At 65.9% G+C, this 16,372-nt stretch carries 14 protein-coding genes; 11 read left to right on the plus strand and 3 right to left on the minus strand.

The window, feature by feature from the left end:
- Positions 1–91: 91 nt before the first annotated feature.
- The 4 genes from AC1DYX_RS16455 (at position 92) to AC1DYX_RS16470 (ending at position 5,278) form a co-directional block, all read left to right on the plus strand.
- Positions 92–364 (plus strand): exodeoxyribonuclease VII small subunit, encoded by a 273-nt coding sequence (locus tag AC1DYX_RS16455; RefSeq protein ID WP_477260680.1) that lies wholly within the window; start codon positions 92–94, stop codon positions 362–364.
- The gene (locus AC1DYX_RS16460) at positions 361–1,257 is read left to right on the plus strand and encodes a polyprenyl synthetase family protein (RefSeq protein WP_477260656.1); all 897 of its coding nucleotides are present in this window, start codon (positions 361–363) and stop codon (positions 1,255–1,257) included. Before AC1DYX_RS16455 ends, AC1DYX_RS16460 begins: the two co-directional genes overlap by 4 nt.
- The gene (gene dxs, locus AC1DYX_RS16465; RefSeq protein WP_477260658.1) at positions 1,258–3,126 is read left to right on the plus strand and encodes a 1-deoxy-D-xylulose-5-phosphate synthase; all 1,869 of its coding nucleotides are present in this window, start codon (positions 1,258–1,260) and stop codon (positions 3,124–3,126) included.
- Positions 3,127–3,355: 229 nt separating this feature from the next.
- Positions 3,356–5,278, plus strand: coding sequence for a PAS domain-containing hybrid sensor histidine kinase/response regulator (locus AC1DYX_RS16470; protein WP_477260660.1), 1,923 nt, complete (start codon positions 3,356–3,358; stop codon positions 5,276–5,278).
- Positions 5,279–5,300: 22 nt separating this feature from the next.
- On the opposite strand, the gene AC1DYX_RS16475 is transcribed toward AC1DYX_RS16470, so the two are convergent.
- Together AC1DYX_RS16475 and AC1DYX_RS16480 are read right to left on the minus strand one after the other, a co-directional pair.
- Complete coding sequence (locus AC1DYX_RS16475; RefSeq protein WP_477260662.1) at positions 5,301–6,341, minus strand: rhomboid family intramembrane serine protease; 1,041 nt, start codon at positions 6,339–6,341, stop codon at positions 5,301–5,303.
- A gap of 10 nt (positions 6,342–6,351) precedes the next feature.
- The gene (locus AC1DYX_RS16480) at positions 6,352–6,906 is read right to left on the minus strand and encodes a cob(I)yrinic acid a,c-diamide adenosyltransferase (protein WP_029757233.1); all 555 of its coding nucleotides are present in this window, start codon (positions 6,904–6,906) and stop codon (positions 6,352–6,354) included.
- Between the two features lie 70 nt (positions 6,907–6,976).
- Between AC1DYX_RS16480 and AC1DYX_RS16485 the strand changes: the two genes are divergently transcribed.
- The 7 genes from AC1DYX_RS16485 to AC1DYX_RS16515 all read left to right on the plus strand — a co-directional run bounded on the left by AC1DYX_RS16485 (position 6,977) and on the right by AC1DYX_RS16515 (position 15,626).
- Positions 6,977–8,458, plus strand: a complete 1,482-nt coding sequence (locus AC1DYX_RS16485) for an FAD-linked oxidase C-terminal domain-containing protein (RefSeq protein WP_477260664.1) — start codon at positions 6,977–6,979, stop codon at positions 8,456–8,458.
- Position 8,459: 1 nt separating this feature from the next.
- Positions 8,460–9,533 (plus strand): glycolate oxidase subunit GlcE, encoded by a 1,074-nt coding sequence (gene glcE, locus AC1DYX_RS16490; protein ID WP_477260666.1) that lies wholly within the window; start codon positions 8,460–8,462, stop codon positions 9,531–9,533.
- A 3-nt stretch (positions 9,534–9,536) separates the two neighbouring features.
- The gene (glcF, locus tag AC1DYX_RS16495; protein WP_477260668.1) at positions 9,537–10,772 is read left to right on the plus strand and encodes a glycolate oxidase subunit GlcF; all 1,236 of its coding nucleotides are present in this window, start codon (positions 9,537–9,539) and stop codon (positions 10,770–10,772) included.
- Positions 10,773–10,812: 40 nt separating this feature from the next.
- Positions 10,813–11,127 carry a hypothetical protein gene (locus AC1DYX_RS16500; protein WP_477260670.1) on the plus strand — a complete coding sequence of 105 codons (315 nt, stop codon included), beginning with the start codon at positions 10,813–10,815 and terminating at the stop codon, positions 11,125–11,127.
- 4 nt (positions 11,128–11,131) lie between these two features.
- Positions 11,132–11,821: a pentapeptide repeat-containing protein gene (locus tag AC1DYX_RS16505; protein ID WP_477260672.1), complete on the plus strand. Its 690-nt coding sequence runs from the start codon at positions 11,132–11,134 to the stop codon at positions 11,819–11,821.
- Between the two features lie 266 nt (positions 11,822–12,087).
- Positions 12,088–14,511: a putative bifunctional diguanylate cyclase/phosphodiesterase gene (locus tag AC1DYX_RS16510; RefSeq protein ID WP_477260674.1), complete on the plus strand. Its 2,424-nt coding sequence runs from the start codon at positions 12,088–12,090 to the stop codon at positions 14,509–14,511.
- Positions 14,512–14,753: 242 nt separating this feature from the next.
- Positions 14,754–15,626, plus strand: a complete 873-nt coding sequence (locus AC1DYX_RS16515; protein ID WP_477260676.1) for a diguanylate cyclase domain-containing protein — start codon at positions 14,754–14,756, stop codon at positions 15,624–15,626.
- Positions 15,627–15,769: 143 nt separating this feature from the next.
- Here the strand turns inward: AC1DYX_RS16515 and AC1DYX_RS16520 are convergent.
- Positions 15,770–16,372 (minus strand): methyl-accepting chemotaxis protein (locus AC1DYX_RS16520; RefSeq protein WP_477260678.1); only part of this gene is annotated, 603 nt, incomplete at its 5' end.

Here is a 16,372-nt window from a genome sequence, read left to right on the forward strand (position 1 = left end):
AAACAGGATTGTTTAGAATAAGCGATTAGACTGGCACGCCGCGCACGGGTTGCGCGTGATGTCGCCCGGCCCCGAATCGATCAAACTCATTATGCCAAATAAAACAAACGCGGAGAGCGCCGCACCACCGGCCACCGCGCAAGCACCGGAATCCTTCGAGCAGGCGATGGCCGAACTGGCCCAACTCGTGACACAAATGGAAAGTGGGCAATTGCCCTTGGAAGCTTCGGTCGCCGCGTATGCGCGCGGTTCCGAGCTCGTGCGCTATTGCGCGACCCAACTGGAAAAAGTCGAGTCCCAGGTGAAGGTCCTGGAAGGCGAGATGCTCAAACCGTTCAGCACCGACGGCGAGGACGACGTATGAGCGCGCCACAGGAATTCCAGGGCTGGATGAAGGCCGTGCAGGCCGGCGCGGAAAGCGCGCTCGACCGCTTCCTGCCGCCGGCGGACCAGGTGCCGGCCAAGCTGCACGAAGCGATGCGCTACACGGTGCTGGGCGGCGGCAAACGCGTGCGCCCGCTGCTCGTGCACGCGAGCGGTGCCCTGTTCGGCGCCGATGACGATGCGCTGGCGCGCGCCGCCAGCGCCGTCGAGATGATCCACGCGTATTCCCTCGTGCACGACGACATGCCGTGCATGGACGACGACGACCTGCGCCGCGGCAAGCCGACCGTGCACGTCGCGTATGACGAAGCGACGGCGCTGCTCGTCGGCGATGCGCTGCAGGCCCAGGCCTTCGAGGTGCTGGCCGGCACGACGACCGTCCCCGCCGCGCGCACCGTCACCATGTTGCGCCTGCTGGCCGAGGCGGCCGGTTCGGCCGGCATGTGCGGCGGCCAGGCGATCGACCTGGACAGCGTCGGCATCAGCCTGACGCTCGAGCAACTGGAGCGCATGCACCAGCTGAAGACGGGCGCGATGCTGCGCGTCTCCGTGGTGCTGGGCGCGCTGGCAGGCCGCGACCTCGCTCCGCACGAACTGGAATCCCTGGGCGCGTACTCGCGCGCGATCGGCCTCGCGTTCCAGGTCGTGGACGACATCCTCGACGCGACCGAGGACTCGGCCACGCTGGGCAAGACGGCCGGCAAGGACGCGGCGGACAACAAGCCGACCTATGTGTCGATTCTGGGGCTGGCGCCATCGAAGGCGCTGGCCGAACAATTGCGGCAGCAGGCGCACGACGCGCTCGCGCCGTTCGGAGAACAAGCACAGCGGCTGCGCGAGATCGCGGACCTGATCGTGCAGCGGAAGGCATAAATGAAACTGCTAGATACCATCAACGTCCCGGCCGACCTGCGCAAGCTGCCGCGTACCCAGCTCACGCCGCTGGCGCACGAGCTGCGCCAGTTCCTGCTCGACTCGGTCTCCAAGACAGGCGGTCATTTGTCGTCCAACCTCGGCACGGTCGAGCTGACGATCGCGCTGCACTACGTGTTCAACACGCCGGAAGACCGCATCGTCTGGGACGTCGGCCACCAGACCTATTCGCACAAGATCCTCACGGGCCGGCGCGACCGCATGCCCACCTTGCGCCAGCTGAACGGCCTGTCCGGCTTCCCCAAGCGCGACGAGAGCGAGTACGACACGTTCGGCACGGCGCACTCGTCGACGTCGATCTCGGCGGCCCTCGGCATGGCGCAGGCCGCGAAGATCAAGGGCGAAAAGCGCAAGGCCATCGCCGTCATCGGCGACGGCTCGATGACCGCGGGCATGGCCTTCGAGGCGCTGAACAATGCGGGCGTCGAGGACGACGTCGACCTGCTCGTCGTCCTGAACGACAACGACATGTCGATCTCGCCGCCGGTCGGCGCCCTCAATCGCTACCTCGCGCGCCTGATGTCGGGCCAGTTCTACGCGGCCGCCAAGAACGTCGGCAAGACCATGCTGCCCGCGCCGATGCTGGAGCTGGCGAAAAAACTGGAAGAGCACGCGAAGGGCATGGTGGTCCCGGCCACGATGTTCGAGGAATTCGGCTTCAACTACATCGGCCCCATCGACGGCCACGACCTCGATTCGCTGATCCCGACGCTGGAAAACATCAAGCGCCTGAGGGGCCCGCAATTCCTGCACGTCGTGACGAAGAAGGGGCAGGGCTACAAGCTGGCCGAGGCCGAGCCTATCCTGTATCACGGCACCGGTAAATTCAATCCGAGCGAAGGCATCAAGCCCGCCAAGGCAACCAAGATCACGTACACCGAGGTGTTCGGCAACTGGTTGTGCGACATGGCGTCCGTGGATAAACGCCTGGTCGGCATCACGCCGGCGATGCGCGAAGGCTCGGGCATGGTGCGCTTCAACCAGGAATACCCGGACCGTTACTTCGACGTCGGCATCGCCGAGCAGCATTCGGTGACGTTCGCGGGCGGCCTCGCGACGGAAGGCATGAAGCCGGTCGTCGCCATCTACTCGACCTTCCTGCAGCGCGCCTACGACCAGCTGATCCACGACGTGGCGCTGCAGAACCTGGACGTGACGTTCGCGCTGGACCGCGCGGGCCTCGTCGGCGCGGACGGCGCCACGCACGCGGGCAACTACGACATCGCCTACCTGCGCTGCATCCCGAACATGGTCGTGATGGCACCGTCGGACGAGAACGAATGCCGCAAGATGCTGACGACGGCCTACCGTTTCGAAGGCCCGGCCGCCGTGCGCTACCCGCGCGGCGCGGGCGTGGGCGCGGCCATCGATCCGGCGCTCGACGTCATCGAGATCGGCAAGGGCCTCGTCAGGCGCGAAGGCCAGGGCGTCGCGATCCTCGCGTTCGGCTCGATGGTGGCGCCGAGCATGAAAGCCGCCGGGGACCTGAACGCGACCGTGGCCGACATGCGCTTCGTGAAGCCGCTGGACGTGGAACTCGTGAAGCAGCTGGCGCGCGACCACGACTACCTGGTGACGGTGGAAGAGGGCTGCACGATGGGCGGCGCCGGTTCCGCCGTGGCCGAGGCGCTGGCTGCCGAGGGACTCGTCAAGCCGCTGCTGATCCTGGGCCTGCCGGACCGCTTCATCGACCATGGCGACCCGGCCCTGCTGCTGGCGTCCGTCGGGCTGGATGCGCACGGCATCGGCCAGGCGATCCGCGAGCGCTTCGGCATCGGCGAGCCGCGGTTGGTGGTTAATAACACCTGACGTCGTAACGCCAACACGCCGCAAACGTCCGCGTGGGCACTGGGTGCCCACCCTACGGCGGCGCGAAATCAGGTAGGGTGGGCACCCCGTGCCCACGCGTTACGCCAACATGATGCAAACGCCATCCTGGCCAGGCCGCGATGACGTTTTTCATGCCGGTTTGAATCGGCCGCCGCGCCGGAATGGTGCGTCCTATAATGTGGGTTCATCACTATTTCGGAAGCGCGCCATGCTTTCCCCCGATTTGTTCGCGGCCGTATTCAACCATTCCCCGATCGGGCACTACCTGCTGTCGCCCACGCCGGAGGCAACCGTCCTCGCCGTCAACGATGCCTTCCTGAAGGCGTCGGGACGCAGGCGCGAGGAACTGGTCGGCGTGAGCCTGTTCGTCGCGTTTCCGCGCAACCCGGACGACCCGGCGGATACTGGCGAAACTGACCTGCGCCGCTCGCTGGCCCGCGTCGTGGCGACGGGGCAGCCGGACCGGCTGCCGGCCCAGCGCTATCCGATCCCCGTCGTGCTGCCGAACGGCGAGACGGGCTTCGAGGAGCGGTTCTGGAGCGCCGTCAGTACGCCCATCTTCGGCGCGGACGGCCGGATCGTGTGCATCTCGCACACGACGATCGACGTGACGGAACAGGTACGCTCGGAAGCCGCGCTGCGCGAGAGCGAAGCGCGCTACCGGGCGCTGACCAATGCCACGGCGGACGTCGTGTACCGCATGAGTCCCGACTGGAGTCAGCTGCGCCAGCTCGACGGGCGCGGTGTGCTGAAGGACACGGCCGCCGCGAGCCGCTTCTGGCTCGACGAATACATTCCGTCGGAAGACCAGGCGCCGGTGCACCGCGCCATCGGGGCGGCCATCCGCGCCAAGTCCCTGTTCCAGCTGGAGCACCGCGTGCGTCGCCTGGACGGCACCGTGGGCTGGACCTATTCCCGGGCCGTGCCGATGCTCGACGCGCGCGGCGAGATCGTGGAATGGATCGGCGCCGCCAGCGACATCACGGAACGCAAGCTGGCCGAGGAAAGGCTGAGGGAATCGGACCGGCGCAAGGACGAGTTCCTGGCCATGCTGGCGCATGAGCTGAGGAATCCGCTGGCGCCGATCGGCGCCGCCGCCGAGCTGCTGCAGCGCGCGCGGCTGGACGAGGGCCTCGTGCGCAAGACGAGCCAGATCATCGGGCGCCAGGTCGCGCACATGACGGAACTGATCGATGACCTGCTCGACGTGTCGCGTGTCACCCGCGGCCAGGTCGAGCTGGACCAGGAGGCGCTGGACCTGCGCGACATCGTGACGGACGCCGTGGAACAGGTCATGCCCCTCGCCCTCGCGCGGGGCCAGCGGCTGGACGTGGACGTTCCCGCGCACGGCGTGCGCGTGATGGGCGACAAGAAGCGGCTCGTGCAGGTGCTCGCGAACATCCTCAACAACGCCACCAAGTACACGCCGGAGGGCGGCCACCTGCGCCTGGCCGCCAGCGTGCGCGACGGCGCGGTGGACGTCGACATCGCCGACAACGGCATGGGCATGGCGCCGGAACTGGCTGCGCGCGTGTTCGACCTGTTCGCCCAGGCCGAGCGCACGTCGGACCGTGCATCCGGCGGGCTCGGACTCGGCCTCGCCCTCGTCAAGAACCTCGTCGAGCTGCACGGCGGTACCGTCACGTGCGCGAGCGACGGACCGGGGCTGGGCAGCCGCTTCACCATGACCCTGCCGCGCCTGCAGGCGGCGGCCGCGCCGGACGCGCCGGACCATGTGGCGCGCGACGCGACAGGCGATGCGGGACTGTCCATCATGGTCGTGGACGACAACGTGGACGCGGCCGCGATGCTGGCGATGCTGCTGGAAGCGTCGGGGCACCGGGTGACCGTCGAGCACGACCCGCTGCGCGCGCTGGAACGGGCGGACGAGGAGGCGCCACAGGCCTGGCTGCTCGACATCGGCCTGCCCGGCATCGACGGCTACGAACTGGCACGGCGCCTGCGCGCCCGGCCGGCGACGGCGCATGCCCTGCTCGTCGCGATCACGGGCTATGGCCAGGACAGCGACCGCCAGCGCGCGAGCGCGGCGGGGTTCGACCGGCACCTCGTCAAGCCGATCGACCTCGGCATCCTGCAGGACGTGCTGGCCGGAGGGCGGCCGGTGCGATGATCAGTCGGGCGTCAGCGCGCCGTCATAGATGCCGATGAAGTCGTCGCTCATGCATGCTCCGTTCCACCGGCACGTGCAGCGAGCGCGCCAGCAGGAGGCCGGCGAGCCAGCCGCCGGCGAGGCCGCCGAGGTGCGCCGCGTTGTCCGTGTGGGGATACAGGAAGCCCGCCGCCAGGTTGAACACCAGGAACGGGAGCAGCGCGCCGCGCAGGTCGTTCACGACGGTGGGCGGCACGCCGCTGTTTTCGCGCCGCGTGAAGGCAAGCAGGCCGCCGACGATGCCGAAGATCGCGCCGGACGCGCCCACGCTGTTCACGTGCGGATTCCACAGCACACTGGCGATGCTGCCGCACACGCCGGCGATCAGGTACAGCGCCGTGAAGCGCAGGCTGCCGAACAGGCGCTCGACCAGCTGGCCGACCTGCCACAGCGCAATCATGTTGAACAGCAGGTGCAGCAGGCTCCCGTGCAGGAACAGCGACGTCACCATGCGCCACCATTCGCCGTGAAGGGTGAGACGGCCCACGTTCGAGCCCCACTCGACGAGCTGGATCGAGCGCACCATCGCGTCGATCTTCGAATTCCAGCCCCATCCCATCATCGATCCCAGCGTCCTGCCCGACACGCCGCGGCGTACGAGCCACATGAGGAAGTAGATGCCGATGTTCAGCGTGAGCAGCGCCCAGATCACGGGCGTGGACGGGCTCCAGTAATCGATCCGGTCGTGGAATTCCTCGCGCTCGGAATGGGTGATCGCGAAGTCCTCCGTGCGGCGCTGCGGCAGCAGGGCGGCGAGCCGCTGCGCCGTCGCGGCATCCGCCGTATCAAATCCGATGACGAGGTTCTCGCGCACGCCCAGCACGTGGAACGCCAGGTACTCGCCGTCGGTATGAACGTTGACGATGTCGACCATGCGCAGCCGGTGTTCCACGCGCGCGGGCAGGCGGAACGAGCGCCGGGTCTTGCCGCGCACGCGCACGAAGTCCTGCTCGACGATGACCTGGCCCTTCCCCTTGAAGTAGAAGGGATTCGCGTTGAAGACGACGTCGAATGAATCCGTCATCGGCATCCCGTCAGGTGCGTTTGCGTTCGTGCTGCCACAGCACGTCGCTGCCGCCGGCGTGGCGGTTCAGCACGCGTGCGAGGACGAACATCAGGTCGGACAGGCGGTTCACGTACTGGCGCGGCTCGGCGTTGATCGTGTCCGTCTTCGCCAGCGCGACGATGCTGCGCTCGGCGCGCCGGCACACGGTACGGCATACGTGCGCGAGCGACGCGGCGCGCGAGCCGGCCGGCAGGATGAATTCCTTCAGCCGGGGCAGGTCGGCGTTGTACTTTTCCAGCAGCGCGTCGAGGCGCGCCACCTGCTCGACCTTGATCATCTGGTAGCCGGGGATGCACAGCTCGCCGCCGAGGTCGAACAGGTCATGCTGGACCGTGACGAGTTCTTCGCGCAGGTCGCCCGGCAGGTCTTCGCACAGCAGCAGGCCGACGAAGGAATTCAGCTCGTCGACGTCGCCCAGCGCCGCGATGCGCGCGCTGTCCTTGCCCGTGCGACTGCCATCGCCCAGTCCGGTGCTGCCGTCGTCGCCCGTGCGGGTCGCGATCTTCGAGAGTCGGTTGCCCATGATTACATCCTGCTAAAAAAAGATAGGCGGAGCATACGCCAAATCGCGGGGATTGTGCTTAAATCGATCCATGATTCCTGCGATTCCAGTCGACCCCGAGCGCCGGCGCGCAGTCGCCGCGGCCCTGCGTGCCGTCCTGCCGGCGCGCGCCGTCCTCGCCGACCCGGAGGATACCCGTCCTTACGAATGCGACGGCCTGGCCGCATACCGCCAGCTGCCGATGGTCGTCACCCTGCCCGACGACGAGGCGCAGGTGCTCGCCATCCTGAAGGTGTGCCGCGAGCTGGACGTGCCCATCGTGCCGCGCGGCGCCGGCACCGGCCTGTCCGGCGGCGCGCAGCCCCTGGCGGACGGCGTCGTGATCTCGACGGCGCGTCTGAACCGCATCCTGCGCGTGGAGCCGTATGCACGCACGGCCGTCGTGCAGCCGGGCGTGCGCAACCTCGCCATCTCGGAAGCGGCCGCGCCGTTCAATCTGTACTACGCGCCCGACCCGTCGTCGCAGATCGCCTGCACCATCGGCGGCAACGTGGCCGAGAACTCGGGCGGCGTGCACTGCCTGAAATACGGCCTCACCGTGCACAACGTGTTGCGTGTGCGCGTCTGTACGATCGAAGGCGATGTCATCGAACTGGGCGGCGATGCCCTCGATGCGCCGGGCCTCGATTTGCTGGCCGTCTTCATCGGCTCGGAAGGCATGCTGGGCATCGTCACGGAAGTCACCGTCAAACTCGTGCCGAAGCCGGCGCAGGCGCAGGTGATCATGGCCTCGTTCGACGACGTCGCGACGGGCGGCAATGCCGTTGCGAGCGTGATCGCGGCCGGCATCATCCCGGCCGGGCTGGAGATGATGGACCGCACGTCGTCGCGCATGGTCGAGCCGTTCGTGAAAGCCGGCTACGACCTCGACGCGGCCGCGATCCTGCTGTGCGAGGCGGACGGCACGGCGCTCGAAGTGGCCGAGGAAATCGCGCGCATGACGGAGGTCTTGCGCGAGGCCGGCGCGAGCGCGATCACCGTATCGCAGAGCGAGGCGGAGCGGCTGCGCTTCTGGTCTGGCCGCAAGAACGCCTTCCCGGCCGCCGGCCGCATCTCGCCCGACTACTACTGCATGGACGGCACCATCCCGCGTAAGCAGCTCGCGCACGTGCTGGCCCGCATCGAAGAGATGGAGACGACGTTCGGCCTGCGCTGCGCCAACGTGTTCCATGCCGGCGACGGCAACATGCACCCGCTGATCCTGTTCGACGCCAACCAGCCGGGTGAGCTGGAGCGGGCGGAAGCCTTCGGCGCCGCCATCCTCGCGCTGTGCGTGGAAGTCGGTGGGACGATCACCGGCGAGCACGGCGTGGGCGTCGAGAAGATCGATTCGATGTGCGTGCAGTTCGGTGCGCAGGAGCTGGACGCGTTCTTCGCCGTCAAGCGCGCGTTCGACCCGCGCATGCTGCTGAACCCGAACAAGGCCATTCCCACTCTGAACCGCTGCGCGGAACTGGGCAGCATGCGCGTCTCCGGCGGCGCGCTGCCGTTCGCCCACCTGCCGCGCTTTTGATATGCAGAACATCGTCGAACATTTCCAGGAAACCGTGCGTGCCGCCGCGCGCGACCAGTGCCCCCTGCGCATCCGCGGCGGCGGCACCAAAGACTGGTATGGACAGCGGCTCGACGGCGACATCCTCGCCACGCGCGACTACACCGGCATCGTCGACTACGAGCCGACCGAGCTCGTGATCACGGCGCGCTGCGGCACGCCGCTGGCCGATATCGAGGCGGCCCTTGCGGAGCGCGGGCAGATGCTTGCGTTCGAACCGCCGCATTTCGGCGCCCAGGCCACGCTGGGCGGCGCCATCGCCAGCGGGTTGTCCGGGCCGCGCCGCGCGAACAGCGGCGCCGTACGCGACTTCGTCCTCGGCTGCAAGCTCCTCGACGGCAAGGGCGACGTGCTGACCTTCGGCGGCCAGGTGATGAAGAACGTGGCCGGCTACGACGTGTCGCGCCTGCAGGCAGGGGCATTCGGCACGCTCGGGCTGCTGCTGGAAGTGTCCGTGAAAGTGCTGCCGCGCGCGCCGCGCGAGGCGACGCTCGTGTTCGAGGGCGTGGCCGAAGTGGCTGCGATCCGCCGCCTGAACGAATGGGCTGGCCAGCCGCTGCCCGTGTCCGCGAGCTGCTGGCATGACGGCGTGCTGGCGCTGCGGCTGTCCGGCGCGAATGCCGCCGTCGATGCGGCCGTCCGCGCGCTTGGCGGCGACGTGATGCCTGACTGCGCGCGCTTCTGGGCTGACCTGCGCGAGCAGCGCCACGCATTTTTCGAAGGCAAGGATGGTCCAGATGCGGCCGTGTGGCGGCTGTCCGTGCCGTCGACCGTCGGTGCCATCGTGCCCGGCTCCCCGCAACTGATCGAGTGGGGCGGGGCACAGCGCTGGCTGCGCGCGCCGGGCGATGCACAGACCGCCGAACGGATCCGCGCCACCGTGCGCGCTTGCGGTGGCCACGCGACCCTGTTCCGCGGCGGCGACAAGAGCGTGGGCGTGTTCCAGCCGCTGGCGCGCCCGGTCGTGGCGATCCACGAACGCCTGAAGGCCGGCTTCGATCCGGCGGGCATTTTCAATCCGGGCAGGATGTACTAGATCATGCAAACGAATCTCGCCGATTTCATCAAGGGCACGCCCGAGGGCGACGAGGCGGATGCGATCCTGCGCGCCTGCGTGCACTGCGGCTTCTGCACCGCCACGTGCCCCACCTACCAGCTGCTGGGCGACGAACTGGATGGCCCGCGCGGCCGCATCTACCTGATCAAGCAGGTGCTGGAAGGCGAGACGCCGACGCGCAAGACGCAGCTGCACCTGGACCGCTGCCTCACGTGCCGCAATTGCGAAAGCACGTGCCCCTCCGGCGTGAAATACGGGCGCCTCGTCGACATCGGCCGCCGGGTTGTCGAGGAACGCGTGTCGCGCCCGTTCGCGGACAAGGTCAAGCGCACCACGTTGAAGGAATTCCTGCCGCGCACCAAGCTCTTCACGCCGGCGTTCAGGGCGGGGCAGATGGCGCGACCGCTGCTGTCGCACACGCTGCAGGACAAGCTGCAGCCCGCGGGCGCGCCCGGCCACCTGCCCACGCGCGAACACGCGCGCAAGATGCTCGTACTGGAAGGTTGCGTGCAGCCGGCGATGGCGCCGAACATCAACGCGGCGACGGCGCGCGTGCTCGACGCGCTGGGCATCCAGCTCTTGTGCGCGCCGCGCGCCGGCTGCTGTGGCGCCGTGCGCTTCCACCTGAACGACCAGGACGGCGGCCTCGCCGACATGCGCCGCAACGTCGACGCGTGGTGGCCGTACGTGGAGCAGGGCGGCATCGAGGCCATCGTGATGACGGCGTCCGGCTGCGGCGTGACGGTCAAGGATTACGGCCACCTGCTCGCGCACGACGACGCGTATGCAGCGAAGGCGGCGCGCATTTCGGCGCTGACGAAAGACCTGGCCGAGATCATGTGCGACTTCGAGGGCGAGATCGCGCGCCTGCTTATGGGCCGCATCCGCGAGCGCGTCGCGTTCCACCCGCCGTGCACGCTGCAGCACGGCCAGCAGATCCGCRGCAAGGTCGAGAGCGTGCTGCACGCGGCCGGCGTCGACGTCGTGCTGTGCGCGGAAAGCCATTTGTGCTGCGGCTCGGCCGGCACGTATTCCGTGCTGCATCCGGAGATCGCGCACCAGCTGCGCGACCGCAAGCTGGGGCACCTGGCAGCGACGGGCGCGCAGGAATACGTCTCGGCCAACGTGGGCTGCATCTCGCATCTGCAGTCGGGGACGGCGACGCCGGTGACGCACTGGATCGAGCTCGTGGACCGGGCGCTTGCGGGCGGACCGTGATAGCATCGGCCCCCTGTTTCAAAGATCGATGGAGTTGCTTGTGAGTTTCGTGTTTCGGCTGATATCCCAGGACGAGGACGCGGCGCCGTCCGTCGCGTTCAAGGACAGCATCAGTCCCGGCTATGTGCCGCTGTGGGAAGAGGTCGGCGTGTACGACGCCCTGTACAACAGCGACGGCCGCGAAGCGCGCGACATCTCGCGTGCCATCGCGTACGGCGTCGACCGCATCGCCGACGACGAATCGCTGGGCCGTTTGCTGCCGAAGTCCTGCCGGCTGGAGGAAGCGCTCCGTTTCCTGGAAAACGTGCACCGCGGCTGCACGATCCACGCGTCGGCGCGCGTCGAGACCCGTTGACGCCATGTCCCGATCTGTCAGCACCGTCAGTGGCGAAGCCGTCGATCGCGCGCGCGTCGAAGCGCTGCTCGCGGATGATGCGCTGCTCGTCCTCGAAGATTGCGACCTGACCGGCGCGGACCTGTCGCGCCTGAACCTGCAGGACTGTGAGTTCATCCGCTGCGCGCTGTCCGAGGCGTCGTTCTATGCCGCGAAGCTGGCGCGCACGCGCTGGCAGCGCTGCCGCGGCGGCCACGCGGATTTCGAGTCGGCCGACCTGGTCGACGCCCGTTTCGAATCCTGCGACCTGAACAACGCCGGCTGGCGCCGCGCCAGGCTGGCGTCCGTGGCCTTCCGCGGGTGCAAGCTGACGGGGGCGCGCTTCGAGGAGGTGAGCCAGCTGGGCCTGTCGTTCGAGCACTGCCTGCTCGTCGGCGCCGACCTGCGCCGCATGTCGTTCCGCAAGGCCGTGCTGCGCGGGCTCGATTTCGCCGACGCCGATCTGTCGGGCTGCGACTTTCGCGAGGCCGTATTCGAGGAGGGTTGCAGCCTGCGCGACGCRCACATCAAGGACACGCGCTTCGATGCGTCCGATCTGCGCGAGGCCGACCTGGGCGGGCTGAAGCTGGCGAATGCGAAGCAGTTTGCCGGGGCGACGATTTCGGCGCGGCAGGCGGCGGAACTGGTGCGGGCGCTTGGTTTGAATGTGGCCTAGTACGATTCAGCTATCCCAGGTTGTGCGGACAGCGGTCGGGCCTGCTGATCATCCGCGCTACACCATATGGCGGTCTTAATCGCCTCTGAGGCATCCAAATTGCTCGCAAACCTCGTCGGGTAAGTGCCAGGTACCCATGTCATCCTCGGTGTTGCCTGCTGTGGAGGACCATCACTAGAATAAATTCAGGAGTAAATTATATTTTAGGCAGGTGACAGCGCCATAGAAAACACGCCGTATTACCGTACGAAAATCCTGGGAGTTCAATGTCATACGCCCACGACCCGAATAGCCCGACCATGCCCTTACCGATTGCATGGAATGAACTGGTCAGCGTATTGGAAAGCTTGACTGAAGCATTCTGCACTTTGGACAGAGACTGGTGCTTCACCTACCTGAACGCGGAGGCCGAGCGATATTTCGATCGTCCTCGCGACGAGTTGCTGGGTAAGTGCTTCTGGGATAAATGCGTAGAAGTGCGCGGTACGGCGGACGAAGCCCGAGCCAGGCTTGCAGTCGAGCACGGCATTCCATATACCTTCGATCTCTACGACGCGGCCCACAACACATGGAAAGAGGTTTACATCTTCCCGTCCGCGAATGGGCTGGCGGTGTCGTGTATCGACATCACCGCGCGCAAGGTCAGGCAAGAGGTCGAGCATAACCACGCATTGCGGTTCCAGGTGGTTGCCCGCGCTACGACCGACGTCATCTTTGACTGGGATGTCGCTGCGGATCACGTCTGGTGGAGCGACGGCTTGTCCGCCGTCTTCGGCTATGACCCGGCAAATTTCGCCCTTACCCTCCAAGGCTGGGCCGACCATGTTCACCCCGAGGAGCGCGAGCGTATGCGCAAGAGCTTCTGCGAGGCGTTAAAAAATGGCACCGAGAAATGGACGGGCGATTACAGGTTCCTCCGCAAGGACGGCTCATACGCCGACGTATATTCAAACACCATCATCGCGCGCGACCGCGACGGGACGGCGGTTCGTGCCATCGGCGCGATGATCGATGTTACCGAGAAAAAGCGGACCGAAGCCAGGATTCGCCTGCAGGCGTCGCTGCTCGACAAGGCCCGTGACGCGATCTCGGTGACCGGGATCGATGGGCGCATAACCTACTGGAACTGCGGCGCAGCGCGACTGTTTGGCTGGGCCGAGCAAGAGGCGCTCGGCAGGTTAAAGGCTGAGCTCACCTGGGTGAGTGGAACCGACGGCGAGAAGGCTCTTCAGTCCGTGTTGGAGCATGATGAGTGGATCGGGGAAATGACCAAGCAACGCAAGGACGGTAGCATGATTATTGTTACCTCGCACTTGACGCTGGTTCGGGACGAAGACGGGCAACCGCAGGCGGTGCTGGAAATCGAGACGGATATCACGCAGCGCAAGGTCGCGGAACAGCAAATACTGAAGCTTGCGTTCTTCGACCCACTTACCCGGCTGCCCAATCGGCGCCTGCTGCTAGACCGCCTTGGTCATGCGCTTGCCAGCTGCGCCCGGACCGGCCGCTCCGGTGCATTGCTCTTCCTGGACCTGGACAATTTCAAGAGCCTGAACGACACGCTGGGACACGACAAGGGCGACGAGTTACTGGAGCAGGTTGCTCGCCGCGTGGAGGCGCAAGTGCCGCGCGCGAGCGACACGGTGGCACGTCACGGTGGGGACGAGTTCGTGATTTTGCTAGAGGACCTCGGCGGTGGCGAGCGCGAGGCGGCCGTCCAGGCTGAACAGGTCGCCGAGCGAGTTTTGCAAGTCTTCGAGGTGCCGTTCCAGCTTGGCCCGCACCTGTTCCATACCACCGCAAGTGTCGGCATCGCAATGTTTGACAAACGGATCGGGCAGGCCGACGAAGTACTCAAGCGCGGCGATCTGGCGATGTACGAGGCCAAGGGAACGGGGAGGAACACGGCGCGCTTCTTTGACCGAGACATGCAGACGATTGTCGATACGCGGGTTCGGATGGAGAGCGATATGCGCTCCGGCCTACAACGCGGCGAGTTCTATCTCCTCTACCAGAAACAAACCGACAATGCTGGCCGCATTGTCGGCGCTGAGGCGTTGGTGCGCTGGAAGCATCCGAACGGAGCACTGTCGCCAGCGGTGTTCGTTCCGCTCGCGGAGGAAACGGGCCTGATTTTACGCCTCGGCTATTGGGTACTCGAGACGGCGTGCAGGCAATTGGTGGTGTGGGCAGAAGACCCGAGCAAGGCAGGGCTGACGCTGGCCGTCAATGTCAGCGCGCGCCAATTCCGCCAAAGCGGCTTTGTCAACGAGGTGCTGGACCTTCTCTGCCGGACGGGGGCGAACCCATATCGGCTCAAGCTGGAGCTGACCGAGAGCCTTCTTGTAGAAAACGTCGAACATACGGTCGAGCACATGYACGCGCTCAAAGCCAAAGGGGTCAGCTTTGCGCTCGACGATTTTGGCACCGGCTATTCGTCGCTAGCCTACCTCAAGCGCCTGCCGCTGGATCAGCTCAAGATCGACCAGTCGTTTGTCCGTGACGTGCTCACGGATCCGAACGATGCAGCCATCGTACGCACCATCCTGGCGCTGGGGCAGACCCTTGGGCTCAATGTGATTGCCGAGGGTGTGGAAACCCTGAATCAGCGTGACTTTCTTGCTGCATACGGTTGTCACAGCTACCAAGGCTACTTGTTCGGGCCGCCCGTAACTGAGGAGCAATTTTGAATGGCGAGAAAGGATAGCGATACCTCATCGTGCTCGCCAGTCATTAAGGTCCGCTCTTGGCCAAACCTGGCCGTTGGGTTCAGCGTAGCATGTTGCCAAACTGCATAGATCGGCGATCGATCGTTATCGCATAAACAACCGCGCCGCTGTACCAGGATGCTCCGCCTTGGGCGTTGGCCGAGTCTTTACGCGACATCAACCGAGCGATATAGTCCTCTAATCTCCTTAGAGACACTTCAGATATGAGCTCCGAAAGCCTGCCCAGGCAAGTCGATTTCCTCGACAGCAAAACCTTGCTTGAGGTGATCAACATCCAGACCGAAATCGTGAAGATGGGTGTCAGTCTCGGCAGCGTCATGGACTTGGTATGCGAACGAACCCAGGCGCTGACACAGGCGGGAGCCGCTGTTGTCGAGCTGGCCGAAGGAAGCGACATGGTCTACCGTGCCGCGTCCGGTTTCGCAGCCAACCAGCTTGGGCTTCGCCTGAAGCGCAATGAAAGCCTGTCGGGCCTTTGCGTCCAGCTGGGCGAGATCATGCGGTGCGATGACTCTGAAACCGACGCGCGGGTCGATCGTAACGCCTGCCGAACAGTGGGACTCCGCTCCATGCTGGTCGTTCCGCTCCAGCATGACGGGGCGACCGTTGGCGTCCTGAAGGTCATGTCGGATCGTTCCAACGGGTTCGGCGACAACGATGTGCGCGTCCTGCAGTTGATGTCCGATCTCATCGCCGCCTCGATGCACAATGCGTCGACAGTCGGCGCGGACCAGCTGTATTACCAGGCGACGCACGACCCGATGACCGGCCTTGCCAACCGCGCTCTCTTTTATGACCAGTTGCGCCAGTGCCTGATGATCTCGCAGCGGTACGCCCATCAGTTCGCGATCATCAATATCGACCTCGATGGGCTCAAGCCGATCAATGACCGGTATGGCCATCGTGCCGGTGACGCCGCGATCTGCGAGGCCGCCAGGAGAATCGATACGACCTCCCGCAAGTCAGACGTCACCGCACGCATGGGTGGCGATGAGTTCGCGGTATTGCTGTCCCGCGTCGACCAGGTCATGTACGAAGCCAAGCGCAGCCGCAAGGGCAAGCTCGCGTCGGTCTGAAGCCGAACCTCTCCCTTATCTGGCAGATCTCGCCTTGGCGAAACTTTTCCTCACATCAGTTCTGTTGGGAAGCCTTTACAAGGTCCATTCCTATCGAGATGAGTGTCGGCCGTGGATCCATGACTTTCATCGCGCGGGCCGGCTTATTGGGTGACCGCGAAGGTCGTCACGGACTGCTGCAGGTCGGTGGCGGCATACTGCAGCTGGTGCACGGCCTCGCTCGTGGCCTTGAGCGAATCGACGGTCTGCTGGCTGGCCTCGGACAGCTGCGTCATCGTCTCCGTGATCTGCGAGGCGCCGACGGCCTGCGACTGCATCCCCTGCAGCACGAGATCGAAGCGGGGCGCCAGCTTGCTCACCTGTTCCGTCATGCCGGACAGCTGCTCGCCCATGTGGCGCGCCTCATCCACGCTGCGGCGGATGTCCTCGGTAAACTTGTCCATGCCCATGACGCTGGCCGACACSGCGGACTGCATCTCCTTCAGCATCTGCTCGATGTCCCACGTCGACACGGACGTCTGGTCGGCCAGGCGCCGGATCTCGCTGGCGACGACGGCGAAGCCGCGGCCCGCGTCGCCCGCCTTCTCGGCCTCGATCGCGGCGTTCAGCGACAGGATGTTGGTCTGGTCGGCGACCTTGGTGATCGTCGTCAGCACGCTGTTGATGTTGCTGGCCTTTTCCGACAGCGTGGTGAGCTTGGCGCTGATCGTGTCGGTGGCCGTGACCATCTGCTGCATCGACTGGTC

Source organism: Massilia sp. P2_C2 (genome assembly GCF_056404615.1).

Excerpts from the sequence above, each read along its gene's own strand:
- AC1DYX_RS16470 (WP_477260660.1), top strand. The coding sequence starts at position 3,356 with ATGCTTTCCCCCGATTTGTTCGCGGCCGTATTCAACCATTCCCCGATC.
- dxs (WP_477260658.1), top strand. The coding sequence starts at position 1,258 with ATGAAACTGCTAGATACCATCAACGTCCCGGCCGACCTGCGCAAGCTG.
- AC1DYX_RS16515 (WP_477260676.1), top strand. The coding sequence starts at position 14,754 with ATGAGCTCCGAAAGCCTGCCCAGGCAAGTCGATTTCCTCGACAGCAAA.
- AC1DYX_RS16475 (WP_477260662.1), bottom strand. The coding sequence starts at position 6,341 with ATGACGGATTCATTCGACGTCGTCTTCAACGCGAATCCCTTCTACTTC.
- AC1DYX_RS16460 (WP_477260656.1), top strand. The coding sequence starts at position 361 with ATGAGCGCGCCACAGGAATTCCAGGGCTGGATGAAGGCCGTGCAGGCC.
- AC1DYX_RS16480 (WP_029757233.1), bottom strand. The coding sequence starts at position 6,906 with ATGGGCAACCGACTCTCGAAGATCGCGACCCGCACGGGCGACGACGGC.
- AC1DYX_RS16485 (WP_477260664.1), top strand. The coding sequence starts at position 6,977 with ATGATTCCTGCGATTCCAGTCGACCCCGAGCGCCGGCGCGCAGTCGCC.
- glcE (WP_477260666.1), top strand. The coding sequence starts at position 8,460 with ATGCAGAACATCGTCGAACATTTCCAGGAAACCGTGCGTGCCGCCGCG.
- AC1DYX_RS16455 (WP_477260680.1), top strand. The coding sequence starts at position 92 with ATGCCAAATAAAACAAACGCGGAGAGCGCCGCACCACCGGCCACCGCG.